The sequence below is a fragment of the Panacagrimonas sp. genome, from assembly GCF_965216805.1.
Lineage (GTDB): Bacteria > Pseudomonadota > Gammaproteobacteria > Nevskiales > Nevskiaceae > Panacagrimonas.
Map to the genome: position 1 here is coordinate 960,184 of NZ_CBDCGN010000002.1, position 24,602 is coordinate 984,785.

The following is a 24,602-nucleotide window of genomic DNA, read 5'->3' on the forward strand; positions in this document are numbered from 1 at the left end:
ATGAGCCGTATCCTTGCCGTCGACGACTCCGCGTCCATGCGTCAGATGGTCGCTTTCACGCTCAAATCTGCCGGCTTCGACGTGGCCGAGGCCGAAGACGGCCAGGCCGCGCTGGAGTTGGCGCAGGCGCAGAAATTCAATCTGGTACTGGCCGATGTGAACATGCCGCGCATGGACGGCATCACCCTGGTGCGCAATCTGCGCACCCTGGCGGACTACAAGTTCACCCCGTTGCTGATGCTCACGACCGAGTCCACCCCCGAGAAGAAGATGGAAGGCAAGGCCGCCGGCGCCACCGGCTGGCTCGTCAAGCCGTTCAATCCGGAACAGCTGGTGGCCACCGTGCAACGGGTGCTCGGGTGAAGTCCGTGGTCGCCGGGTCTTGCGGGTTCGGGGGGCTCTCGGCCGCTGGAGCTCGTGCAAGCGCGCGAGCCCCGGTGGGCACGGCCCGCTCTCTGGTGGATGTGACATGAGCCTTGATCTCGCCCGTTTTCACAAGACCTTCTTCGAAGAGTCCTTCGAGAACCTGGAGACGATGGAGCAGGCGCTGCTGCGCCTGGATCCCGCAGCTTTCGCCGCGCAGACCGCCAACGCGGTCAACACCAAGGCCTGCGCTCCGGAGGCCATCAACGAGGTGTTCCGTGCCGCCCATTCGATCAAGGGCGGCGCCGCGACGTTCGGCTTCGCCGCCGTTGCGTCGTTTACGCATCACGCCGAAACCCTGCTCGACCGGATGCGTTCCGGTGCACGGCCACTGGCGCAGCCGGACATCGACCTGCTGCTGCGCGCGGGCGATGCGATGCGCAATCTGCTGACCGCTGCGCGCGATGGCGGCGAGGCCGATCTGCGGCTGATTGCCATGGTACAGGGCGAACTGGAGTCTGCACTGGCGATCAAGCGTGAAACCACCGCAGCGGCACCGGTGGCGACCGTTGCTCCGGCGGCAGAGGGCTGGCGCCTGGTGTTTGTGCCCAGGCCCGATCTGTTTCGTAGCGGCAACGATCCACTGCGCATCATTCGCGCCGTCGCGCAGCTCGGCGAGCTGCAGGCGCAAGTTGCGTTGCCATCTGCGCCCGCACTCAAGTTGGCCGATCCCGAGACCTGCTATCTGTCGTGGACCCTGCACCTGCACGCCGACACGGATCGCGCGCTGCTGCAGGACTGCTTCTCGTGGGTGGAGGACGAATGCGATCTGGCGATCGAATCCTTATCGGTCGCTGCTCCTGCGGTATCCACCGCAGCGCCGGTGCCGGCGCTGCAGGTTGTTGCGCCGACCGGCAAGGGGGCCGAGGTGCCGGTTGCGGCGCGCGGGTTCAAGCCGGCCAACGACGGTGCCTCGATCCGCGTCGGCACCGAGAAGATCGACGCGCTGATCAATCTGGTCGGCGAACTCGTCATCACCCAGGCCATGCTCACCCAGCAGGCGGCGCACCTCGACCCGGTGCAGAACGAAAAACTGTTGAGCGGCCTCGGCCAGCTCGACCGCAACACGCGCATGCTGCAGGAGGCCGTGATGGCCACGCGCATGCTGCCGATGGAAGCGGTGTTCTCGCGCTTCCCGCGGCTGGTGCGTGATCTGGCCGCAAAGCTCGGCAAGCAGGTCAAGCTGGTCACCGTCGGCGAGCAGACCGAGCTCGACAAGAGCGTGATCGAGAAGATCACCGATCCGCTCAATCACCTGGTCCGCAACAGCCTCGATCACGGGCTGGAAACGCCGGCCGATCGCAGCGCGTCGGGCAAGGACCTCACCGGCACGATCACGCTCAAGGCGTCTCATCAGGGCGGGCACATCGTCATCGAGGTGCTCGACGACGGTCGCGGCCTGAACCGCGCGAAGATCCTGGCCAAGGCGCAGGAGAAGGGCATCGCGTGCTCTGATGCGATGAGCGACGGCGAGGTCTATCAGCTGATCTTCGCGCCCGGTTTCTCCACCGCCGATCAGGTCACCGACGTGTCCGGTCGCGGCGTCGGCATGGATGTGGTCAAGAAGAACATCCAGGCGCTCGGCGGTTCCGTGGAGCTTTCGTCCACGCAGGGCAAGGGCGCGACGGTGCTGATCCGCCTGCCGCTGACCCTGGCGATTCTCGATGGCATGTCGGTGGGCGTGGGCGAGGACGTGTTCATCCTGCCGCTGTCGTCGGTGGTGGAATCGCTGCAACCGCTGCCTGACCAGATCAAGCGCATGGCGCAGGAAGGCACGGTGGTTCGGGTGCGCAACGAATACCTGCCGCTGGTGGATTTGCGCGACTGGTTCGTGCTGCCGGGCGAGCGTCGCGCGCCGCAGGACGCGATCGTGGTCATCGTCGAATCCGAGGGGCGCAAGGTCGCGGTGCAGATCGACGAACTGGTCGGTCAGCAGCAGGTCGTGATCAAGAGCCTGGAGGCGAATTACCGTCGCGTGCGCGGCGTTTCCGGCGCGACGATTCTCGGCGACGGCCGCGTGTCGCTGATTCTCGACGTGGCCGCCGTGGTGCGCCTCTTCAGCCAGTCCGTCGCGGCCTGACCTCGCTGCCGTCATTCCCGTGCAAGCGGGAATGACGGAAGAACAAGGCGGGAACAGAACTTGAAGGAACCCCCGCGGTGATGTCGGGGAACTCGCCGAAAAGGGCGGAAACCCGACACCTGCCGCCCCGATCACCTTCAACCATCGAGCCGCAGCGCATGAGCAATCCCGCCAATCAAGGCCAGCCGTCCAGTCCGCAACTCAACGCGCAGATCGCGGCCGGCATGCCCAATGAATTCCTCACCTTCACGCTCGGCGCCGAGGAATACGGCGTCGACATCCTCAAGGTCCAGGAGATCCGCGGCTACGACACCGTGACGCGGATTCCCGACGCACCGGACTTCATCAAGGGCGTGATCAACCTGCGCGGCACCATCGTGCCGGTGGTCGACATGCGCCTGAAGTTCAAGCTCGGCAAGGCCGACTACAACGAATTCACGGTGATGATCATCCTCAACATCGCGCGTCGCGTGGTGGGCATGGTGGTCGACGGCGTCTCCGACGTCATGCAGCTCACCGGCGACCAGATTCGCCCCGCGCCGGATTTCTGCGCGGTGAGCACCCCAGGCGGCGGCGCCGCCGGCCGAATGAACTTCATTACCGGCATCGGCGCGCTCGACACGCGGATGCTGATTCTGGTGGACATCGAGAAGCTCATGTCGGGTGCCGACATGGCCTTGATGAACGCCGCCTCACAGTCCCTGCAGTAAGCCACGCGCCACCCGGAGCTACATCATGAAACTCGACACGTCCCTCGTTGAATCCCGGCTGCGCAGTGCGGCCCTGCTGCTGATGAGTCTGCCCGCCACCGTCGCCGCCGCCTGCTTCGCGCACGGCCACGGCACGGTCGGTTCGTCGGCCCTGCTCGCGATCCTCATCGTCGCGATCGTGGCGGGTGCCGTCGGTGCCTACCGCCTGCTGAGCCTGACGCGGCGCGAACCCGTCGCCTTCGACACCAATCCCGATTTCGGCAGCTCCGCCGCGATCCGTTCCTCGAACTAACCTGGCAGATCGTCCATGACCAAGAAAGCCAAACCCGTCACCAAGAAGTCTGCCGCGAAGAAGCCCAGCGCCAAACTGGTTAACCGCGCCAAGATTCCCACCGCCATCGGCAGCAAGGCCGAGGCCGCCGCACTGGAACGCGCCAATCTGGAAGGCCAGATCGCGGCGATCAACAAGGCGCAGGCTGTCATCGAGTTCTCGCTCGACGGCAAGATTCTGACCGCCAACGACAACTTCCTCGGCGCGGTCGGCTACTCGCTCGACGAGATTCGCGGCCAGCATCATTCGATGTTCGTGGAGGCGAGCTATCGCAGCAGCCCCGAGTACCGAGCGTTCTGGGACAAGCTCGGTCGCGGCGAGTACGACGCCGGCCAGTACAAGCGCATCGCCAAGGGCGGCAGGGAGATCTGGATTCAGGCGTCCTACAACCCGATCTTCAATGCCGAGGGCAGGGCGTTCAAGGTCGTGAAGTACGCCACCGACATCACCGCGCAGAAGCTGCGCGAGGCCGATCAGCTGGGCCAGTTGTCGGCGATCGGCAAGGCGCAGGCGGTGATCGAGTTCGCCCTGGACGGCAAGATTCTGACCGCCAACGACAACTTCCTGAGCACGGTCGGCTACAGCCTCGACGAGATCAAGGGCCAGCACCACTCGATGTTCGCGGACCCGGTGTATCGCGCCAGCCCCGAGTACCGCATGTTCTGGGAGAAGCTCGGTCGCGGCGAGTTCGATGCCGGCCAGTACAAGCGTTACGGCAAGGGTGGCAAGGAAATCTGGATCGAGGCCTCGTACAACCCGATCTTCGACATGAACGGCAAGCCGTTCAAGGTGGTGAAGTACGCCACCAACATCACCGCGCAAAAACTTCAGGCTGCGGACTACGCCGGCCAGCTTGCCGCGATCAGCAAGGCGCAGGCGGTGATCGAGTTCTCCATGGACGGCAAGATTCTCGACGCCAACGAGAATTTCCTGAAGACGCTCGGCTACACGCTGGACGAAATCAAGGGTCAGCATCACTCGATGTTCGCCACGCCCGAGTATCGCGCCAGCCACGAGTACCGCCTGTTCTGGGACAAGCTCGGCCGCGGTGAATTCGATTCCGGGCAGTACAAGCGTCTGGGCAAGGGTGGCAAGGAAATCTGGATCCAGGCCTCCTACAACCCGATCCTGGACATGAGCGGCAAGCCGTTCAAGGTGGTGAAGTACGCCACCGACATCACCGAGCAGCTCAGGATCGCGCGGATCAACGAGCGACTGATGCTGGGGCTCAACTCGGTCGATACCAATGTGATGGTGTCCGACGCGGACCTCAACATCGTCTACGTCAACGCCTCGATCAAGGCGATGCTCCAGGTCGCGGAGTCGGACATCCGCGAGGACGTTCCGAGCTTTGAGGCCAGGACGGTCGTCGGCACGAATATCGATACCTTCCACAAGAATCCGTCCTACCAGCGCAAGCTGCTGGCCGAGCTGAAGACAACGCACAAGGCCAAGCTGGTGCTGGGCGGCCGCACCTTCTCGCTGCTGCTCAACCCCATCGACGATGCCAACGCGCAGCGTCTGGGCTACGTGGTGGAGTGGAAGGACATGACCGCGGAACTCGCCGCCGCCAAGGCCGAGGCGGATCGCCAGGCCGCCGAGCGCAAGCTCGCCGACGAGAACCTGCGGATCAAGAACGCGCTGGACAACGTCAGCGGCAACGTGATGATCGCCAACAACGAGCGCGAGATCGTCTACATGAATGCTGCGGTCGGCGAGATGCTGGTCCGCGCCGAAAGCGAGCTGCGCAAGGTGCTGCCGCACTTCGACGCCCGCAAGCTGCAGGGCGCGCTGATCGACGTGTTCCACAAGAACCCCTCGCACCAGACGCAGATGCTCGCCAACCTGCGCAGCACCTACCGCACCGAGATCAAGGTCGGCTCGCTGACCTTTGGTTTGATTGCCAGCCCGATCGTCAACGCCGCCGGCGAACGCCTGGGCACGGTGGTGGAGTGGCGCAACCGCACCGCGGAAGTCGCGGTGGAGAATGAGGTGTCGAGCATCGTCGGCGCCGCCGCCAACGGCGACTTCACGCGCCGCATCTCGCTCGACGGCAAGGACGGCTTCTTCAAGATGCTGGCCGAGAACGTCAACCTGCTGCTGGAGACCAGCGAAGTCGGTCTGAACGAAGTGGTGCGCGTGCTGGGTGCGCTGGCCAAGGGTGATCTGACCGAGACCATCACCGCCGAGTACAAGGGCACCTTCGGGCAGCTCAAGGACGACGCCAACACCACGGTCGAGCAGCTCACGCAGATCATCACGCAGATCAAGAACGCCACGGACACCATCAACACCGCCGCCAAGGAGATCAGCTCCGGCAACAGCGATCTGTCGGCTCGGACCGAGCAGCAGGCCGCCTCGCTGGAAGAAACCGCCAGCTCGATGGAAGAGCTGACCAGCACGGTCAAGCAGAACGCCGAGAACGCCAAGCAGGCCAACCAGCTCGCGATGGGTGCGAGCGACGTCGCCCGCAAGGGTGGCCAGGTGGTCGGCGAAGTGGTCACGACCATGGCCTCGATCAACGAGTCGAGCAAGAAGATCGTCGACATCATCAGCGTCATCGACGGCATCGCGTTCCAGACCAACATCCTGGCGCTGAATGCCGCGGTGGAAGCGGCACGAGCGGGCGAACAGGGTCGCGGCTTTGCGGTCGTCGCGGCCGAGGTGCGCAGCCTCGCGCAGCGCTCCGCCGGTGCGGCCAAGGAGATCAAGACCTTGATCGGCGACTCGGTCGAGAAGGTTGGCAACGGCGCCAAGCTCGTCGACCAGGCCGGCAAGACCATGGAAGAGATCGTGACCAGCGTGAAGCGGGTGACGGACATCATGGCCGAGATCAGCGCCGCGTCGCAGGAACAGAGCCAGGGCATCGAGCAGGTCAACCAGACCATCACGCAGATGGACGAAGTGACGCAGCAGAACGCCGCGCTGGTCGAGGAAGCGTCCGCCGCAGCCCGCTCGCTGGAAGAGCAGGCCGGTGGCCTGAGCCACTCGGTCAGCCTGTTCAAGCTCGAAGAAGCGGAAGCGCCGATGGCCTTCGGCATCGGTCGTGCGGCACCGAAGCCGGCCGCAGCGAGCAAGCCGGCGCCGCGACCTGCAGCGCGCCCGCTTGCCAAACCCGCCGCGCCGGCTGCCAAGCGCGTGACCAACGGCAGCGGCAAGTCGGTCAGCCTGGCGGCCCCGGCAGAAAAGGGCGGCGAGCAGTGGACGGAGTTCTGATCGCCACTGCCCCGACCTGAAGACTGCACCCGTCATTCCCGCGCGAGCGGGGATGACGGGTTCAGGGACTCCACCGAACCGACGCCATGAACTTCTCGGACCTCACCACGATCCTGCTGCGCTGGCTCGCCAATTACGGTCTCAGCCTCTGCGCCGCGGACTACGCACTGCCCGAGGAACGCGAGTCGAGCTGTCCGTTCGCGAAGCTGCTCAAGTCACCGCAGAAGAACGTCTGATGGCCGACGGATCTGTTGAGGCGCGCGATTTTGCCTTCACCACGCGCGACTTCGACCGGGTGCGTAAACTGATCTACGGCAAGGCCGGGATCGCGCTCGCCGATTCGAAGGAGGAGATGGTCTACAGCCGTCTCGCCCGCCGACTGCGCGCACTGCGGCTCGAATCCTTCAAGACCTATCTCGACGGCCTCGAGGCCGGTGGTACCGAGGAAGAGTGGCAGGAATTCACCAATGCGCTCACCACCAATCTGACTTCGTTCTTCCGCGAGGCCCATCACTTCGAGGCGCTCAAGGAGTTCCTCCAGAAACAACCCAGCGGCCGGCCGGTACGCATCTGGTGTTCCGCGGCGAGCACCGGCGAGGAGCCGTACTCGCTCGCCATCACCGCCTGCGAGGCCTACGGCAGCCTGACGCCGCCGGTGTCGATCCTGGCCACCGACATCGATACGAACGTACTCGCAACCGCCGAGCGCGGCGTGTACACGCTGGACCGCGTCGAGAAGCTGGACCTGGCGCGCAAGAAGAAATTCTTTCTCAAGGGTGCCGGCAGCACGGCCGGCCAATGCCGTGCGGTGGAACCGCTACGCAAGCTGCTGACCTTCCGCCAGCTCAACCTGCTGGACGCGCGCTACCCGATGCAGGGGCCCTTCGATGCGATCTTCTGCCGCAACGTGATGATCTACTTCGACAAGCCCACGCAGCTCGCGATCCTCAGGAAGATGATGCCGCTGCTGTCCCGCGAGGGCCTGTTCTTCGCCGGGCATTCGGAGAGTTTCTTCCATGCCGCCGACGTGATCCGCTCCATCGGCCGCACCATCTACCGTCGCGCGGACGCACGCTGACATGTATGCCATCCGCAAGGTCCGCAGCGAAGCACCGCCGGCAGAACCCAAGGGCTACTTCGATCCCAAGTTCAACGCCCAGGCCCTCAAGGTGCTGCCGGGCGAGTACCTCGTTACCGGCAACGACGTGATGCTGGTCACCGTGCTCGGGTCCTGCGTCTCGGCCTGCATGCGCGATCCGCTCGCGGGTGTCGGCGGCATGAATCACTTCATGCTGCCGGAAGGCGAGACCGATGGTCGCAGCAGCTGGGGCAACGAATCAGCGCGCTACGGCGGCTACGCGATGGAAATGCTGATCAACGATCTGCTCAAGCGCGGGGCTTCGCGCGCGCGCCTGGAGACCAAGGTGTTCGGCGGAGGCGCGGTGCTCGCGGGGTTCACGGTCAGCAACGTCGGCGATCGCAACGGCCGCTTCGTGCTCGATTACCTGAAGAACGAAGGGCTGACGGTGAACGGGCAGGACCTCTTCGATACCTGCCCGCGCAGAGTCCATTACTTCCCGCTGACCGGCAAGGTCATGGTCAAGCGCCTGCCGTCCGCCAACGACGTGGACGTGCTGGCCAGCGAAAAACTCTACCGCTCGCGGCTCAAGGATTCGCCGACGACGGGTTCCGTGGAGTTGTTCTGATGAACGCGACAGCATTCAACGCAAAGGCGCAAAGGGAAAAGAGAGGACGCGAAGAACATCCTCCAAGTGCGCGGTCCGCGTCGGCTGCTGAGAAGTCACTCCCGTCCTTCTCTGCGTTCCTTCTGTTTCCTTTGCGCCTTTGCGTTGAAGGCTTTTCCGGACGTTCGGCATGAGCAAGATCAAGGTTCTGGTCGTCGACGACTCCGCACTCATGCGTCGCCTTCTGGTCGAGTTCCTGACCAGCGATCCGGCGATCGAGGTGGTCGGCTCCGCGCCGGATCCGATCATCGCGCGCGACAAGATCAAGCAGCTCAACCCGGACGTGCTCACGCTCGACGTCGAGATGCCGCGCATGGACGGCCTGACGTTCCTGGAAAACCTCATGCGTCTGCGGCCGATGCCGGTGGTGATGGTGTCCTCGCTCACCGAGCGCGGCGCGGAGACGACCTTGCAGGCGCTGGAACTCGGCGCGGTGGATTTCGTCACCAAGCCCAAGATCGATCTTGAAGCGGGCATCCGCCAGTACGCCGACGAGCTGGTCGCCAAGATCAAGTCGGCCACACGTGCGCGAGTACGCGCGATCGATCGCGGCGGCGGCGGGCCCAAGCCGTTGGTATCGCGCAAGCTGCTGCGCACCACCGAGAAGATCATCGCGATCGGCGCGTCCACCGGCGGTACCGAGGCGATCAAGGACGTGCTTGAGCGCATGCCTGCGGACGCGCCCGCCATCCTCATCACCCAGCACATTCCGGCGGCGTTCTCGGGCCCGTTTGCGGCGCGTATGGATCGCAGCTCCAGCATGCGCGTGTGCGAGGCGCGCCACGGCCAGCAGGTGGTGCCGGGCCACGCTTATATCGCGCCTGGCGACTGGCACCTGGAGCTGGCGCGCGACGGTGCCCGTTACGTGTGCCGACTGCACCAGCGCGCGCCGGAAAATCGTCACCGGCCCAGTGTGGATGTGCTGCTCAAGTCGATGGCGCAGTACGCCGGTGCCAACGCGGTGGCGGCGATTCTCACCGGCATGGGCGACGACGGCGCGCGCGGCCTGCTGGCGATGCGCGAAGCCGGCGCCCGCACGCTGGTGCAGGACGAAGCCAGCTCGGTGGTCTGGGGCATGCCGGGCGCGGCGTTCAAGCTCGGGGCCGCGGAACAGGTCTTGCCTCTGGCGCGTATGGCCGAGGCCTTGCTGGAACTGAGTGCCGGATGTTCGACAGCGGCGGCGCGAGCCGCACACGGAGACTGATGTGAATCAAGCGATGATGCAGACCTGTGCGCGGACACTGGCGGTACCCGCGCTCGTCACCGCGGCGCACGTCGCCGTGCAGGCGACCGGTGCGGCGCCGACCACGGTGTTGCTGACCTTCGTCGCGGTGGTGGCGGCATGGAGCTGGTCGAGCTGGCGGCTGATCCGGCGCGCGGCTGACGCCGAGCGCGAGGCGGCAGCGTATCGCGGCAGCCACGATGCGCAGCGCCGCATGCTGGCTGAGCTGCGCGGCGGTATCGCCAATGAAGCCGGCGGCGTACGCGAGGAGGTCGATCGCGTCAGCGGGCTGTTGCGCGAGGCGATCCGCGATCTGACCGGCGCCTTCGGCCGCATGACCGAACAGTCGCAGCGACAATCGCAGGCGGTGTCGCAGGTGTTGTCGCAGACCAGCCGTGGCGGCGCCGGGGTGGACGTGCGCCAGTTCGCGCAGCGTGCCGGCAGCCTGATGGAAAGCCTGGTCGGCACCATGAGCGAAGCCACACGTCAGAGTGCCGCCAGCGTGCAGCGTATCGACAGCATGGTGAAACATCTGGACGCCATCTTCGAGCTGTTGGGGGACGTCAAGACCATCGCCGACCAGACCAATCTGCTGGCGCTCAATGCCGCCATCGAAGCGGCGCGCGCTGGCGAAGCCGGGCGTGGTTTCGCGGTGGTGGCGGAGGAAGTACGTAACCTGTCCGAGCGTTCCACCAGCTTCAACGAGCAAATCCGCAAGCTGGTGTTCTCGTCCAAGGATGCGGTGGCGCAGGTGCGCGAAACCGTGGGTCAGATGGCCACGCGCGACAACGACACTACCGACCGCGCGCGCCAGGAGGTCTCGCGCCTGCTGGCGGAGATGGAAAACCTCAACACGCTGCTCAACGACGGTATGCGCGAAGTCTCCGGCGCTGGCGAGCAGATTCGCGACGCGGTGGGCCAGGCGGTGCGCTGCCTGCAGTTCGAGGACATCGCCACCCAGGCTCTGGGATCGGCGGCGCGACACGTCGGACGACTGGAAGCAGTGGGCGCCGAAGCCGGGCGCGCTGCGGGCGGCGAGCCCGAGGAGCGCGTGGCCGAGTCCGTCCCCACGCGGTGCCACGAACCTGCTGCAGCCGCCACTGTGTCACCAGCGGCATCGATGTCAAAGCCGCCGGCCAACGTTGTGCCGGTTGCGCTCGCCACGGTGACCGCCAGCGGCGCTGCCAACACCGCAGCAGTCCGGCTCAACGGCAAGGATCATCCACACGACTGGCGTGCGCCGGTACACAAGCCGGTGGCACAGGAGTCGATGCAGGCCGGCGCCGTGGAGCTGTTCTGAAGTCGGATCGTCGTCACTTTCAAAGCACCGCGATCGACGTAAGCTTGCCGGTGTGACCGGCGGCGATGGGTGAGACGTGAGCGAGCACGGATACCGGTGGCTGGCCGACGCGGTGCTGGCCGTACATTTCGGCATCGTCGCTTTCGTGGTCGGTGCCTTGCTGCTGGTGGTGCTGGGAAACCTGCTGCGCTGGCGCTGGGTCAACGGCTGGTGGTTTCGCGTCGTCCATTTGGTTGCGATCGGCGTCGTGGTGATGCAGGCCTGGCTGGGCGTGGCCTGTCCGCTGACGACCTTGGAGATCTGGCTGCGCGAGCAGGCTCAGCAGCCGGCTTACGAAGGCAGTTTCGTGCAGCACTGGGTCGAGCGCTGGCTTTACCACGACGCGCCGCTGTGGGTGTTTACCTTGGCCTACAGCCTGTTCGGCCTGGTCGTGGCGCTGGCGTGGCGATGCTTTCCTCCCCGCCGGCGGGGAGCCTGAGATCGCGCGTCGGAGTTCAGGGGCACGCAAGGCGCGGTGGGTTTCAATACCGGTTCGTCGGCACTACGCCTTGATGCGAGCAGGTGCCGTCATTCGAAGCGCGTACCGTCAGAGACCGGCAGCGGTCGTGCTGCGGTCCGCGACAGATGAAGGAGAGAACCATGACGCCAGAACAGGCCATGCCCCGCGACGAAGCCGTGAACGTGCTCAGTACGCTGATCCACGTTTCCGAAGACGGCCGCAAGGGGTTTACCGAAGCGGCAGACAAGGTCGATGACGCCAACCTCAAGGTGCTGCTCAGCGAACGCGCCCAGGAATGCGGCAACGCGGTGCGCGAGCTCACTCAATGCGTACGCACCCTGGGCGGGCAGGCGCCTGAAGGCGGTACGGTCACCGGCGCTCTGCACCGCGGCTGGGTGAAGATGCGCGCCAGCGTCACCGATGCACGCCTGGCGGTCCTGGAAGAAGCCGAGCGCGGCGAGGACTATGCCAAGGCCGCCTATGCCAAGGCGGTGAAGTCGGCCCTGCCGCCGGAGGCGCGGACCCTGGTGGAAAGACAGCAGCAGGGCGTGTTGCGCAACCATGACCGTATTCGCGATCTGCGCGATCGGCATCGGGCCGCAGCCTGAGTTTTGCGCGGCATCGAAAGCCGGCGCCGTCTCCGGGCGGCGCCGGCTTTCCGCTTATTGGGTAACCAGCAGTTGCAGCAGTTTTTCCGGCGGGACCGACGGATAGAACAGCCAGCCTTGCGCGTAGTCCACCCCGATCTGCTTGAGTGCCGCAAGCTTGCGCGCGTCGTCGACGAACTCAGCGACGGTCTTCTTGCCGGTGACCTTGGCGACGTGGTGGATAGCGCGCACGATCTCCTGTGCCACCGCGCTGTGGGCGATGTCGCGCACGAAGCTGCCGTCGATCTTGACCTCGTCGATAGGCAGCGAATTCAGATAACCGAACGAGCACAAGCCGGAACCGAAGTCATCGAGGCTGAACACGCAGCCGATGGATCGGAAGGCCGCGATGATCTCTGCAGCGACGTCCAGATGGCGGATGGCCGAAGTCTCGGTGATTTCCAGGCACAGCTTTCCGCGCGGCAGATGCGCGTTGCGGATGTCGCGAAACAGATCGTCGACGAAGCGGCCATCCATCAGCGACGCCCCCGACAGGTTCATCGACAGGCCGTGCACCCGGTCGAGCACTTCCGGTTGGGCATCGATCCAGTCCAGCAGATAGGAGGCGGTGTAGCGGTCGAGCTCCGACACCATGCCGTAGTGCTCCAGCGCCTCGATCACCCCGGCGGCCAAGGGCATCTGCACGCCGTTGCGTTCCATGCGGATCAGGAATTCGGCCTTCGCGATGCGCGGCCGAGCGCCGCTGATGTCCATGATCGGCTGCGCCTGCAGGCATAGGTGGCCGTCTCGCAATAGCTGGCGAAACTCGCCGACGGCCAGTGGACTGAAGCTCGGTGCATCGTTCCAGCCGATGCCCATGCCGTAACGCACGATCTGATTGAGGCCGCGCTGTTTGGCCTGCAGGCAGGCCTGCCCGGCCTCCGACAGAACGCGTGCCCAATCGTCGCCCTCGCGGTAGATCGACAATCCCAGCGATGCCGCAATGCATTCCGGGCCGATGGCGGAGTCGTAACGGATGGTGCCCAGCAGATCGCGCAGTGCCGCCGCCTCGTCGGCCGCCGACTGGGTGTGGTCGATGGCCTTGGCGGCAACGAACTCGTTACTCCACAGACGCCCGGTGACGCCGTGGCCGGCAGCCCATTGCACGAGCACCTGCTCAACCCGCCGCAGCACGCGATCGCCTTCGTCGGCGCCGGCGAGCCGATTGATCTCGCGCAGATTTCGCAGGTCGGCGTAGATCAGTACGGCCTGCACGCCGGGCGACCACGCGGTCAGGGCGTTGACGAGTTGCTGATATCGCGAGAACGAGATCTCGCCGTTGGAGGGCAGGCCCATCGAAGTAGTGTCGGCGTCCATCGCATCCGTCGCCATGAGGGAACGGATCGACGGCGCCGTCAGCGCCTTCGGACGGCGAGGCCTGACGGGAAGTCAGGGCGCGCCGGGTGGCAGAGGCGTCGATCCTGCCCTCATCCTGCAGGAGCTGTTCCAGCAACCGGCGTCAAGTTCGTGGCCGGGCCGGCCGGCGCCGCCTCCCGACGACAAACGCCGGCTACGTGACCCGCTCAGGGATCGCGACGGGTCTCGACCTGCTCGAAGCGCGACTCACTGCCGGTCGGTGTATCGATGCCTGCCGCGGGGACCGACGGCGCTGGTGCGTCGGTAGCGGGCGTTGCGGAGGGCTCCGCCGTCTGCCCCACTGCGTGCTCTGCAGAGCAATCCGCGACCACTTCAGCGATCTGTTCCGGTTCCGGCGCAAATCTCAGCCCGTCGGCGTCGCCGCCCGCGACTGCTGGCATGGGCGCCTCCTCGGCGACGCCCTGCGCGGTCTCGTCAGGAATGTCCTGGCGAGGATGGGGCTCGAAGGGCGCGCTGGGCACGATGTCCGCGTGGTCCGGTTGCGCGGCCGACGGCACCACCGCGGTGTCGACCTGCGCTACCGGTTCGGCTGTCGGCGCCGGCGCTTCGGGTTCTGGCTCTGCGGCGGCCGGCACCGGGGAATCTTCTGCCGCTGCGGTTGTGACCGGCAACGGATGTGTAACGGTGTGCTCGACGGGAGCGCCCGCGTCGTCGCCCGCGGCGTGCTCGATCGTCTCCGGCAAGCTCGGCAGCGCAGCTTCCTGCACCGCAGCGTCAGGCTCGGTCGATGGCGCCCACGGCGATGCGTTCGTAGCATCAACCTCGACCGCGGCATCGGCCTGCTCGTCCGCCGTTGCAGGTGCGGCGTCGGTCTGTCCTTCCGGCAGCGGGAAGCGGTTCTCGACCTGGCCGAAGCGATTGACCAATATGGCTGCGCCATTGGGCGCGTCGGCTGGCTCTGCAGCGTCGGTCGGCAGCGCATCGACGCTCGAGGTGTCTTTCCACGGCGTGTCGAGGGGCTCGAGGGGCGAGTCGTCGTTGCTGCCGGCCGCATCGGCGTTCTGCGCAGCGTCAGCGGCGGACAATGAGGCAGCCGCGACGGCGGCGGCGGGAACACCGCGGCCCAGGGCGGCAGCGAGGTCGGCCGGCAAGGCCGGCGGCTGGCTGCCATTGACGGTCGGCGAGGATTCGTTCCTCGTGCTGCCATTGCCGCCTTCGGCACTGCCTTCCGCGCGCCCACCGCGACCGCGCCGCCCACGGCGGCCGCGGCCGGAACGCGGGCCGCTGCCGTCGTTGCGATCTTCGCTTTGGGCGGCCTCGGTCGGTCCGGGTTCGGCACGGGCCGATTCGGCCTCGCTGGCGGCATCCGCATCGGCCTGCTGCGAGCGAGGGGTTTGCTTCTGCGGCTGGCGCGGCGTCGTCGCCGGTGGCGCGGCGCGCTCCTCGCGCCGCCCACCGCCGGCAGTCGGTGTGTTGCGCCCCTGAGCCCCGTTGGTGGGTTTTGTGTCGCTGCGCCCGGCATCGCGGTTGCTGCCGTCGCGGCCGTCGCGCCGGGCATCCTGAGTGCGTTCGTTTCGCTCGTTGCGGTTGTCGGCGCTGCGCTCGGGCTTGCGGTCGCGCCGATTGCTGCGCTCGCGCTCGTTGCGGCGTTCGGCGGACTTGCGGTCGCCGCGGGCTTCGCGCTTGTTGTCGGTGGCGGGCTCGCTGCGGTCCGGCTTGTCCTCGCGCGGGCGCGGCATGAAGCCGAACAGCCATAGCAGGCGCGACCAGAAGCCACGCGGCATGATCGGTTGCAGGGCCAGCACCGGCGCCACCGCTACCGGCGCCGGCGGTGCCTCGATCACCGGAGCCGGCACCGACGGCAGAATCTGCTGCACGGCCGCTTCCTGTGCCGGCTTGGCGCTGGCATAGGGGTCCGCCGGTTCCTGTTTGGCGCGCGGATCGAAGTTGTCCGCCAGCAGATGGCTGGCGGCGCTGTTGTTGTCGATATTGATGTGATCGCCGCGCACGCGACGGATCTCGTAGGCAGGCGTCTGCAGACTGGGATTGGGCACGATGGCGATGGACACGCGCTCGCGTCCCTCGATCTCCCGCACCTGCGAGCGCTTTTCGTTGAGCAGGAAGGTGCCGACTTCAACCGGCACCTGCGCGATCACGCGACTGGTGCGGTCCTTCATCGCCTCTTCCTCGATCAGGCGCAGCAGCGACAGCCCCAGCGATTCCACCGAGCGGATCTGGCCGCTGCCTTCGCAGCGCGGGCAAGTGACCTGGGTATGCTCGCCCAGGCTCGGGCGCAGACGCTGACGCGACATCTCCATCAGGCCGAAGCGCGACAGGCGTCCGAACTGGATGCGCGCACGGTCGATGTCGCAGGCCTCCTCCAGGCGGCGTTCCACCTTTTTCTGGTTGGAGGAGGCGTTCATGTCGATGAAATCGATCACGACCAGACCGCCGAGGTCGCGCAGGCGCAACTGACGCGCGATTTCCTCCGCCGCTTCCAGGTTGGTGTTGAGCGCGGTCTCCTCGATGCCGCCGCCGCCGGTGGCCTTGGCGGAGTTGATGTCGATAGAGGTCAGCGCCTCGGTCCGATCGATGACGATCGAGCCGCCCGACGGCAGGCGGATGGTGCGCTCGTGGGCCAGTTCGATCTGGCTCTCCACCTGGTAGCGCTGGAACAGCGGGGTGTCGTCGCGGTACAGCTTGAGGCGATTGAGCTGCTGCGGCATCACTGCCGACAGATGAGTGCGCGCCTGTTCGTAGATTTCGGGATTGTCGACCAGCACCTCGCCAATGTCGGGGCGCAGATAGTCGCGCAATGCGCGCAGGATGATGTTGTTTTCCTGGTAGATCAGGAACGGTGCGGGCTTTTCGTCGGCGGCCTTCTCGATCGCGTTCCAGATCTCGATCAGATAATCGGCGTCCCACTGCAGTTCTTCGGCATTCCGGCCGACGCCGTTGGAGCGCACGATCACGCCCATGCCGTCGGGCAGGTTCATCGCTTCCAGCGCCGCCTTGGCCTCTTCGCGCTCGTCGCCTTCGGCGCGTCGCGACACGCCGCCGGCCTTGGGATTGTTGGGCATCAGCACCAGATAGCGCCCGGCCAGCGACACGTAAGTGGTCAGGGCCGCGCCCTTGTTGCCGCGTTCCTCTTTTTCGACCTGGACGATCAGCTCCAGGCCTTCGCGCACCTGGTCCTTGATCGGGCCCTGGCCCTTGAGGCAGCTGCGGGCGATTTCCTTGATCGGCAGAAAGCCGTGGCGCTCGGCGCCGTAATCGACGAAACAGGCTTCCAGCGAGTGCTCGACGCGGGTGATGCGACCCTTGTAGAGATTGGATTTCTTTTGTTCGCGGCTGGCTAGTTCGATATCGAGGTCATGGAGCTTCTGGCCATCGACAATGGCCACCCGCAGCTCTTCGGGCTGCGTGGCGTTGATGAGGATGCGTTTCATGTAAAGAGCGGTCTCGGTAGACGCTCGACCGCCTGGCAGGGGAGTTACGCTGAACGGGCGCGCAGGCGCCCGGTCTTTGTGGCCCGAAGCCTGGCGGGAGCGCAGGTTTCTGGTGTTGGCCGCTGCCCGTCGCCGCTAAGCCGGTCAGACGCGCAGCGTGTCCAAGCCGCCGCGTAGCGGTTAATCTTGTGAGCGCTCGCGGGGGGCTGGAAGCCATCGTGTTTTGTTCCTATCACGTGCAGCGCAACGCAAGACGCGTAGGCCGGGTGACAAACTCCGGTAGCGCTTGCGATTTTTCGCATCAGCCTCGGAGTTGAAACATTTTGCCACAGTCTTCAGTCGGCGTGCGCCACGTCAAGGCCGGCCCGCGCGAAGCGGGCCAGCGGATCGACAATTTCCTGCTGCGATCCCTGCCCGGCGTACCCAAATCCCACGTTTACAGGTTGTTGCGGTCGGGGCAGGTCCGTATCAACGGGGGGCGGGCCAAGCCGGAGCGCAAGCTGATCGACGGCGACGAGATCCGCATCCCCCCGGTCCGCATGGCCGAGAAGGGCGAGGCGGTGCGGCCGCCGGACGAGGTGCTCAACCGCTTGCGCGAAGCGGTGGTGCATGAGGACGAGCATTATCTGGCCCTGGACAAGCCCGCCGGCTATGCCAGCCACGGCGGCAGCGGCCTTTCCTTCGGCGTGATCGAGGCGGTGCGCGCCTGGGGTAAATACGAGTTCGTCGAGCTGTGTCACCGGCTCGACCGCGACACCAGCGGCCTGCTGCTGCTGGCCAAGAGCCGGCCGGCGCTGTTGCGCGCGCAGCGGGCATTCAAGGACGGCGACACCGACAAGCGCTATTTCGCCTTGCTGATGGGCCGCTGGCGCGGCGAGGATCGCGAGGTCGACGCCGCCCTGGTCAAGAACAGCCTGGGCGGCGGCGAGCGCTACACCGAGGTGGACGAGGAGGACGGCAAGCCGTCCCGCTCGCGCTTCTCGCCGCAGGCGCGCTATCGCGATGCGACGCTGTGCGAAGTACAGATTTTCTCCGGCCGTACCCACCAGATTCGCGTGCACGCCCTGGCACTGGGTCATCCGGTGGCGGGGGATCGCAAGTATGGCGATCGCGGAGGCGACAAGGCCGTGCGCGACCGCGGCCTCAAGCGGATGTTCCTGCACTCGCACCTGCTCAAGCTTGCGGCGCAGGGCGAGTTTCCCAAGCTGATCCTCAGCGCCGCCATGCCCGACGAGCTGCGCGACGTGCTCAGCCGCCTGCCCGGAGTCCGTTGATGGCACCGCCCACTCTGCTGTACCGCCGCAACGGCGGCCGCTTCGGCGTGGTCATCGCCGCCGTGGTTCTGCCGATCGCCGCCTGGGTTGCCCACAACTTCTGGGATCGGCCGCTCAAACCCGAGGCCCGCGCGCTGCTGGAGGCACAACCGCAACCGATTCCCGATGCCGACAATCTGTTCCTGGGGTTGCTGGCGTTCTCCCTGCAGGGCAACGAGCCGGCGCACGAACGCGGACGCGCGGCGCTGCGCGCTTACGAAGCGCTGCCCGCCGGCGAGCGCCCCGGCACCTATGCCGAAGCGCTGGGCCGCAACATCGCGCTGTTCGATGCCGGTCCGGCGCGTCTGTGCAGTCCGGGCAACCAGGCCGGCGCCTATGCCTGTCTGCAGATGAGCCGCGAGGATCGCCCGGCTCTGCAAGGGCTGGTGCAGCACGTCGCGCCGCTGATGCAGCGTTATCGGGAGTTGCAGACCTATCCCGACTACGCGGATCCGCGCGTTCCGACGATGGACGAGCCCGCGCCCGACGTGGCACCGCTGCGCATCTCGCTGCTGAATCTGGCGGTGTTGACCTGGACGATCGACGCCGGACAGGACGGACCGGCGATGGCCGAACTGGTCCGTTCTGCCGAGCTGTGGCGGCGCGTGCTGTCCGGCAGCGACGTCGGCCTGATCGAAAAAACCATGGCGGTCCGGGCGCTGACCGCGCACCTGATGTTCGCCTCCGAGTGGCTGCGCGAACGGCCTGCCGGCACCGACCTGCCGCTGGACGCCCTGCTGGAACCCTACAGCGAGGACGAGCTGAGCCTGGCCAGCGCCTTCACCAAGGAATTCCGCCTGCAGGCGGCGCTGTGGGAGCAGCTCAGCGATCCGGGCAATCCGGTGGTGCAGGCAGACTTTCCGGATGCCTCGGCCTGGTGGTATCCCCTGCTGATGAAGCGCAACGACACCATCCATCGCGGTTACCGCGACCTGCAGACGCTGCTGGAGATCGAGCGCGCGGGCTGCACCGAGGTCGGCGCGCAGCTCGCCGAAATCAAGGCCCGGGGCGTCGATCGCGGTCCGGCTTGGTACGAGTATTTTTACAACCCCATTGGTCGCGTGCTGCACGGCATGTCGGGCGTCGGGACGCAGTTGGTCCACCTGGGCCGGCAATGCAATCTGCTGGCATTGCAGCGGATGTTGGGGCTGCAGCGCGAGCTGCATCGTCGCGGTACCGCGGCGCAATCGATGGCCGGGCAGGTTCAGGCGCTGGCAGCGCGCTACACCGATCCCAACTCCGGCGATGCGTTTGTCTACGACGCCGAGGCGCGCACCCTGGGTTTCGAGTTCCTGGGACCGACGCAGGAACTGATGACGCCGATGCCCTTGTCTTCGCCATGAAGGCGCTATCGCCGACGCATACGCCCACCGCCCCGGAGCACACCTGATGGAAGCACGGCGCTATGACGTGCTGATCTTCGATTGGGATGGGCGCACCGGGAATCAGGCGAGCGCCGGGGTTTGGCGCTCGCCCCCGGTGCGCGGGCGCCCGCCGGGCGCCCCGGAGCACACCTGATGGAAGCACGGCGCTATGACGTGCTGATCTTCGATTGGGATGGAACCCTCTCCGATTCCGAATCCCAGATCGTCTCCGGCATGCAGGCGGCGATCCGCGATCTGGACCTGCCGTCGCGTGACGACCGCGCCATCGGCCAGTTGATCGGCCTGGGTCTGGAGGAGGGCATGCAGCAGCTCTATCCGGAGCTGGACACCGACCGGCTGATTGCGCTGCTGATGCGGTATCGCGCCCGCTTCGTCGGCCAGGGTCTGCACGAGTCGCCGCTGTTCCCCGGGGTCGAGCAGGCGCTGCAGGTCCTGGCGCAGGCCGGATACCGGCTGGCGGTGGCCACCGGCAAGTCGCGCCCGGGCCTGAACCGCTCGTTCAAGCAGCACCATCTTCTGCAACCGCTGTTCGCCGCCTCCCGCACCGCCGACGAAACCGCCAACAAGCCCAATCCGCTGATGCTGGAGGAGTTGTTGCGCGAATTCGACGTTCCGGCGGAGCGCGCGCTGATGATCGGCGATACCGAGTACGACGCCGCCATGGCGGCTGCCATCGGCATGCCCATGCTCGGTGTCACCTGTGGTGTGCACGAGCCGCAACGCATCCTGGCGGCCGGGGCGATGGCCCTGCTGGAGTCGGTGGCCGATCTGCCGGGGTGGTTGCAGACGCGCCAAATCGTCTGACGCCGACGGCGCGGACGAAAAAACCACAAGACTCGCTGTTCGGCTTCCGAAACGGCGGTTAGCCGCGGATGATGCGAAGGGCGATGGCTCGAAACATCAGCTGCTCCGGGTTCAAGGCAGCTCGAAACCGGCCTTGCGCAGCAGACGTGCCGTGGCGATCAGCGGCAAGCCGATCAGGCCGGTGGGGTCGCGCGACTGGATTTCGTCGAATAGCGTGATCCCCAGGCCCTCCATCTTGAAGCTGCCGGCACAGTCCAGCGCCGGTTCGGCATCGACGTAGCGCTCGATTTCCGCCGCGCTCAGGCGGCGTAGTCTGACCACGGTCACGTCCATATCGGTCAGCGGCCGCGGCATGTCGGCGCGCACCAGCGCCAGCGCGGTGACGAAGGCCGCCCGGCGCCCCGACATCCATGCCAGTTGGGCACAGGCGGCGTCGCGGCTCAACGGCTTGCCGAGCAGGCGACCCATGCAGGACGCGGCTTGGTCGGAGCCCAGCACCCAACGGTCCGGATGCCGCGCGGACACCGTTTCGGCCTTGGTTCGGGCCAGACGCGGCGCCAGCTTCTGCGCGGTTTCCTGGATTTGCGGCGTTTCGTCCACCTCGGCGCCGTCCTGTTCGAAGGGCAGGCGCAGGCGCGACAGCAGTTCGGCGCGATAACGGGAGCAGGAGGCCAGGATCAGAGACGTCATGGCAAAGCGAACGTTTCTTTGACTAAAGAGGGGGACGAATCTACCATTCGCGCCCTTTTTGGCCAGCCGCCGCGTTCTTTTCCGTCCATGCCGATCCCCGCCCAGGTCAGTGCCGAGCGCGCACTCGCCCGCCATGAGCGCTACCAGGGCGAGCTGGACCCCGCGGGATTCGAGCGTTTGCGCGATGCGGTGTCGCAGACGGTGTACGCCGATCTGCAGATCCGTCGCGACGTCGCCGGCGTCGGCTGGGTCGAAGGGCTGATCCGGGCGCAACTGACACTGGAATGTCGCGTGTGCACGGCAAGCTTCGTCTGGCCATTGGACACGCGCTTTGCATTGGCATTGGCGCGCGACGAACAGGAAGAGGCGCGGCTGATGGAACGTGCCGAGCCTTTGCTGCTGATGGACGACGAGCTACGGCTGCACGAGATCGTCGAAGACGAATTGCTGCTGGCGCTGCCGATGATGCCCAAGTGCGCGACGTGCGAGAATGCGCGCCCGCCGGAGCCTTCGGCCGCTGCCGCGGAAGACACGCGCCGCCCTTTCGCGGCCTTGAAAGAATTGGGTTTGAAGGACGGCTCGGCCGTCCGAAGGAAGTGAAATGGCAGTCCAGAAATCGCGCAAGTCCCGCTCCACCCGTGGCCACCGTCGCTCGCACGACGCGCTGACCGCGCCGGCCCTGTCGGTCGATCCGACCTCGGGCGAGACGCATCTGCGTCACCACGTGACCGCCGACGGCTATTACCGCGGACGCAAGGTGATCGACACCCCCGTGGCGGAATCCGCGGAAGAGTAACTCGCGGTCTCGGGTACACAGCGTGCCCGTTACCCTGGCCATCGACGCGATGAGCGGCGACCACGGTCTGGACGTGACCGTGGCCGCCGCCTTGTCCTGCCTGAAGGGCAGCCCCGGCCTGCGTATCGAACTGGTCGGCGATCGCGTCGCGATCGAACGCCAGCTGGGGCGGCTCAAGGCCGTGCCGTGCGAGCGCTGCGCGATCGTTCACGCCAGCGAAGTGGTGAGCATGGACGAGTCGCCAGCCAAGGCCATGCGCAACAAGAAAGATTCGTCCATGCGCGTGGCGATCAACCGGGTCAAGGACGGCGCCGCGCAGGCGATGGTGTCGGCAGGCAACACCGGCGCGCTGATGGCCACCGCCAAATTCGTGCTCAAGACCCTGCCCGGAATCGACCGGCCGGCCATCGTCTCGGCCATCCCCAACGTCAACGGTCATGTCCACATGCTGGACCTGGGCGCCAACGCCGAGTGCACCGCCACACAGCTGTTCCAGTTTGCGGTGATGGGTTCTGCGCTGGTCACCGCCATGCTGGGTCGGCAACGCCCGCGGGTGGCTCTGCTCAACATCGGCTCCGAGGAGATCAAGGGCAGCGACACCATCCGCGCCACCGCGGCGATGCTGCAGGCGTCCAGCCTGAACTACATCGGCTATGTCGAGGGCGACGGCATTTTTCTGTCCGATGTCGACGTGGTGGTATGCGACGGTTTCGTCGGTAACGTTGCGCTGAAGACCGGCGAGGGCGTGGCCAAGATGATCCGCCAGTTCCTCAAGGAGGAATTCACCGCCAATCTTTTGCACAAGATCGCCGCGATCGCGGCGATGCCGGCGCTGAAGTCGCTGGGCAAGCGCATCGATCCGCGTGGCTACAACGGTGCGTCATTGCTGGGTCTCAGCGGCACGGTGATCAAGTCCCACGGCAGCGCCGACATTATCGGGTTCGCCAATGCCATCCGGGTGGCGGTGCGCGAGGTCGAGCAGAACGTGCCCGAACGCATCAGCCGATTGCTGGGCCAGGCCCTGGATCCCGCGCCGCCGCAGCCTCGCGCCGAGGCCTGAAGGCGCCGGTTGGTGCGGTCGACCGCCGTCATCCCCGAACCGGTGCGGCGCGCAAGGCGGCGATCAGCGCAACATCGCTAGCGCGCGGTCCCAGCTTCCGACGGGGGAGCGATGTCCTCCAGCTGTTCGGCCAGACGCTGGTCCACGTTGACCTGCTGCGGGTTGTCCAGCACCTCCTGCAGTCGCCCGCGATCGAGCTGACCGGTCCAGCGCGCGACCACCAGGGTGCCGATGCCGTTGCCGGTGAGATTGGTCAGCGCACGCGCTTCCGACATGAAGCGGTCGATGCCGACGATCAGCGCGATGCCGGCCAGCGGAATCACGCTGTCGAACGCCGCCAGTGAGGCCGCCAGGGTGACCAGACCGGCACCGGTGACCCCGGCGGCGCCATTCGACGAGATCAGCATGAACACCAGCAGGCCGATCTGGGTGCCGATGGGCACGTCGATGCCGAAGGCCTGGGCGATGAAGATGGCCGCCATCGCCATGTAGATGGCGGTGCCGTCGAGATTGAAGGAATAGCCGGTGGGAATGGTCAGCCCCACCACCGCGCGCGGCGCGCCGGCGGCTTCCAGCTTCACCAGCATGCGCGGCAGCACCGATTCCGACGACGAGGTGCCGAGCACGATCAACAACTCATCCTTGATGTAGCGGATGTACTTGAAGATGCTGAAGCCGCACCACCAGCAGATCGGCCCGAGCACGCCAAACAGGAAGATCAGGCAGGTCGCGTAGAAGCTCAGCATGAAGTGAGCGAGCGAGCCGAGGATTTCGCTGCCGTACTTGCCGATGGTGAAGGCCATGCCGCCCATCGCGCCCAGCGGAGCCGCCCACATCACAATCTTAATGACGCCGAACATCACCTTGGCCATCAGGTCCAGCGCCTGGACCGCGGCTTGCGCACGCGGCCCGAGCATGGTGATGGCGCAGGCAGTCAGCACCGCCAGCACCAGCACCTGGATCAGCTGACCGTCGACAAAGGCACCGAAGAAAGATTCGGGCACCAGATGGAGGATGAAACCGGTAAGCCCACCGCCACCGCCATCACCGGCGCTGCTGAGGGTGGCGCTGGCGGCGCTGGCATCGAAGCTGGCCAGATCCAGGCCCAGCGCGGCGCCGGGCTCCATCGCGTTGATCATCACCAGCCCGATGCCCAGCGCGAACACCGTGGTGACGTTGAAATAGATCACCGTGCGCAGCGCCAGGCCGCCGGCCTTGGCCAGATCTCCCAGGCTGGCGATACCGACCGCGACGGTGGCGAAGATGGTCGGCGCGATCACCACCTTGACGAGCTTGATGAAGACGTCCGCCAGCCACTTCATCTGCGCCCCGGTGTCCGGCGCGAAGATGCCGATGAGGATGCCGGTGCCAATGCCGATCAGTACCCAGAAGTACAGGTGATGCCACAGCGGCTTGCGGGAGGCGCCGGTCTCGGCGGATTTATTGGAGGCATTCATGGTTGGCATCCGCCTCTAGCCCGCTTTTCTCACCGGGGGATCGAGCGATGGCCGTACGTCGAGGACGTGCAGCGCGCCGGGACGGAACGAACCCCATAGTGGTTCTATGGGGTGAGTGAGTCCCAAGCACTGTGCGCCGCAGACAGGCCAGTGCCGAT

At 66.1% G+C, this 24,602-nt stretch carries 22 protein-coding genes; 18 read left to right on the top strand and 4 right to left on the bottom strand.

What is annotated here, in order from left to right; all coding sequences use genetic code 11:
• The 12 genes from ACOOHP_RS04595 to ACOOHP_RS04650 all read left to right on the top strand — a co-directional run bounded on the left by ACOOHP_RS04595 (position 1) and on the right by ACOOHP_RS04650 (position 12,134).
• Complete coding sequence (locus ACOOHP_RS04595) at positions 1 to 363, top strand: response regulator (protein ID WP_420465281.1); 363 nt, start codon at positions 1 to 3, stop codon at positions 361 to 363.
• A gap of 106 nt (positions 364 to 469) precedes the next feature.
• Positions 470 to 2,503: a chemotaxis protein CheA gene (locus tag ACOOHP_RS04600; protein WP_420465282.1), complete on the top strand. Its 2,034-nt coding sequence runs from the start codon at positions 470 to 472 to the stop codon at positions 2,501 to 2,503.
• A gap of 158 nt (positions 2,504 to 2,661) precedes the next feature.
• On the top strand, positions 2,662 to 3,213 hold the full coding sequence (locus ACOOHP_RS04605; RefSeq protein WP_420465283.1) for a chemotaxis protein CheW: 552 nt from the start codon (positions 2,662 to 2,664) through the stop codon (positions 3,211 to 3,213).
• 25 nt (positions 3,214 to 3,238) lie between these two features.
• Positions 3,239 to 3,505: a hypothetical protein gene (locus ACOOHP_RS04610; RefSeq protein ID WP_420465284.1), complete on the top strand. Its 267-nt coding sequence runs from the start codon at positions 3,239 to 3,241 to the stop codon at positions 3,503 to 3,505.
• A 15-nt stretch (positions 3,506 to 3,520) separates the two neighbouring features.
• Positions 3,521 to 6,760, top strand: a complete 3,240-nt coding sequence (locus ACOOHP_RS04615; RefSeq protein WP_420465285.1) for a methyl-accepting chemotaxis protein — start codon at positions 3,521 to 3,523, stop codon at positions 6,758 to 6,760.
• Between the two features lie 86 nt (positions 6,761 to 6,846).
• Complete coding sequence (locus tag ACOOHP_RS04620; protein WP_420465286.1) at positions 6,847 to 6,996, top strand: hypothetical protein; 150 nt, start codon at positions 6,847 to 6,849, stop codon at positions 6,994 to 6,996.
• On the top strand, positions 6,996 to 7,838 hold the full coding sequence (locus tag ACOOHP_RS04625; protein ID WP_420465287.1) for a CheR family methyltransferase: 843 nt from the start codon (positions 6,996 to 6,998) through the stop codon (positions 7,836 to 7,838). The genes ACOOHP_RS04620 and ACOOHP_RS04625 overlap by 1 nt, the downstream gene beginning before the upstream one ends.
• 1 nt (position 7,839) lies before the next feature.
• The gene (gene cheD, locus ACOOHP_RS04630) at positions 7,840 to 8,466 is read left to right on the top strand and encodes a chemoreceptor glutamine deamidase CheD (RefSeq protein WP_420465288.1); all 627 of its coding nucleotides are present in this window, start codon (positions 7,840 to 7,842) and stop codon (positions 8,464 to 8,466) included.
• Between the two features lie 169 nt (positions 8,467 to 8,635).
• The gene (locus ACOOHP_RS04635; protein WP_420465289.1) at positions 8,636 to 9,709 is read left to right on the top strand and encodes a protein-glutamate methylesterase/protein-glutamine glutaminase; all 1,074 of its coding nucleotides are present in this window, start codon (positions 8,636 to 8,638) and stop codon (positions 9,707 to 9,709) included.
• 1 nt (position 9,710) lies between these two features.
• Positions 9,711 to 11,027, top strand: coding sequence for a methyl-accepting chemotaxis protein (locus tag ACOOHP_RS04640; protein WP_420465290.1), 1,317 nt, complete (start codon positions 9,711 to 9,713; stop codon positions 11,025 to 11,027).
• Between the two features lie 76 nt (positions 11,028 to 11,103).
• Positions 11,104 to 11,505: a DUF2784 domain-containing protein gene (locus ACOOHP_RS04645; protein ID WP_420465291.1), complete on the top strand. Its 402-nt coding sequence runs from the start codon at positions 11,104 to 11,106 to the stop codon at positions 11,503 to 11,505.
• 161 nt (positions 11,506 to 11,666) lie between these two features.
• Complete coding sequence (locus ACOOHP_RS04650) at positions 11,667 to 12,134, top strand: PA2169 family four-helix-bundle protein (RefSeq protein ID WP_420465292.1); 468 nt, start codon at positions 11,667 to 11,669, stop codon at positions 12,132 to 12,134.
• A 54-nt stretch (positions 12,135 to 12,188) separates the two neighbouring features.
• Here the strand turns inward: ACOOHP_RS04650 and ACOOHP_RS04655 are convergent, their stop codons facing one another.
• Positions 12,189 to 13,490 (bottom strand): EAL domain-containing protein, encoded by a 1,302-nt coding sequence (locus ACOOHP_RS04655; protein ID WP_420465293.1) that lies wholly within the window; start codon positions 13,488 to 13,490, stop codon positions 12,189 to 12,191.
• A gap of 206 nt (positions 13,491 to 13,696) precedes the next feature.
• Positions 13,697 to 16,939 carry an Rne/Rng family ribonuclease gene (locus tag ACOOHP_RS04660; RefSeq protein ID WP_420465294.1) on the bottom strand — a complete coding sequence of 1,081 codons (3,243 nt, stop codon included), beginning with the start codon at positions 16,937 to 16,939 and terminating at the stop codon, positions 13,697 to 13,699.
• A gap of 323 nt (positions 16,940 to 17,262) precedes the next feature.
• Here ACOOHP_RS04660 and ACOOHP_RS04665 point away from each other — a divergent pair, with 323 nt between their 5' ends.
• The 3 genes from ACOOHP_RS04665 to ACOOHP_RS04675 all read left to right on the top strand — a co-directional run bounded on the left by ACOOHP_RS04665 (position 17,263) and on the right by ACOOHP_RS04675 (position 20,441).
• Positions 17,263 to 18,213: an RluA family pseudouridine synthase gene (locus tag ACOOHP_RS04665; RefSeq protein WP_420465295.1), complete on the top strand. Its 951-nt coding sequence runs from the start codon at positions 17,263 to 17,265 to the stop codon at positions 18,211 to 18,213.
• A complete protein-coding gene (locus tag ACOOHP_RS04670; protein WP_420465296.1) occupies positions 18,213 to 19,595 on the top strand; it encodes a hypothetical protein in 1,383 nt (460 codons plus the stop codon). Before ACOOHP_RS04665 ends, ACOOHP_RS04670 begins: the two co-directional genes overlap by 1 nt.
• Positions 19,596 to 19,769: 174 nt before the next feature.
• Positions 19,770 to 20,441 (top strand): HAD family hydrolase, encoded by a 672-nt coding sequence (locus tag ACOOHP_RS04675; RefSeq protein ID WP_420465297.1) that lies wholly within the window; start codon positions 19,770 to 19,772, stop codon positions 20,439 to 20,441.
• 111 nt (positions 20,442 to 20,552) lie between these two features.
• Here ACOOHP_RS04675 and ACOOHP_RS04680 read toward each other — a convergent pair whose 3' ends face one another.
• Positions 20,553 to 21,131, bottom strand: coding sequence for a Maf family protein (locus ACOOHP_RS04680; protein ID WP_420465298.1), 579 nt, complete (start codon positions 21,129 to 21,131; stop codon positions 20,553 to 20,555).
• 87 nt (positions 21,132 to 21,218) lie between these two features.
• Between ACOOHP_RS04680 and ACOOHP_RS04685 the strand changes: the two genes are divergently transcribed.
• From ACOOHP_RS04685 to plsX, 3 genes are read left to right on the top strand one after another with little or no spacing between them, the layout of a single operon-like run.
• On the top strand, positions 21,219 to 21,731 hold the full coding sequence (locus tag ACOOHP_RS04685) for a YceD family protein (protein ID WP_420465299.1): 513 nt from the start codon (positions 21,219 to 21,221) through the stop codon (positions 21,729 to 21,731).
• 1 nt (position 21,732) lies between these two features.
• Positions 21,733 to 21,927 (top strand): 50S ribosomal protein L32, encoded by a 195-nt coding sequence (rpmF, locus tag ACOOHP_RS04690; protein ID WP_420465300.1) that lies wholly within the window; start codon positions 21,733 to 21,735, stop codon positions 21,925 to 21,927.
• A 22-nt stretch (positions 21,928 to 21,949) separates the two neighbouring features.
• Positions 21,950 to 22,987 carry a phosphate acyltransferase PlsX gene (plsX, locus tag ACOOHP_RS04695; protein WP_420465301.1) on the top strand — a complete coding sequence of 346 codons (1,038 nt, stop codon included), beginning with the start codon at positions 21,950 to 21,952 and terminating at the stop codon, positions 22,985 to 22,987.
• Positions 22,988 to 23,064: 77 nt separating this feature from the next.
• Here the strand turns inward: plsX and dctA are convergent, their stop codons facing one another.
• A complete protein-coding gene (gene dctA / locus ACOOHP_RS04700; RefSeq protein WP_420465302.1) occupies positions 23,065 to 24,444 on the bottom strand; it encodes a C4-dicarboxylate transporter DctA in 1,380 nt (459 codons plus the stop codon).
• Positions 24,445 to 24,602: the final 158 nt, after the last annotated feature.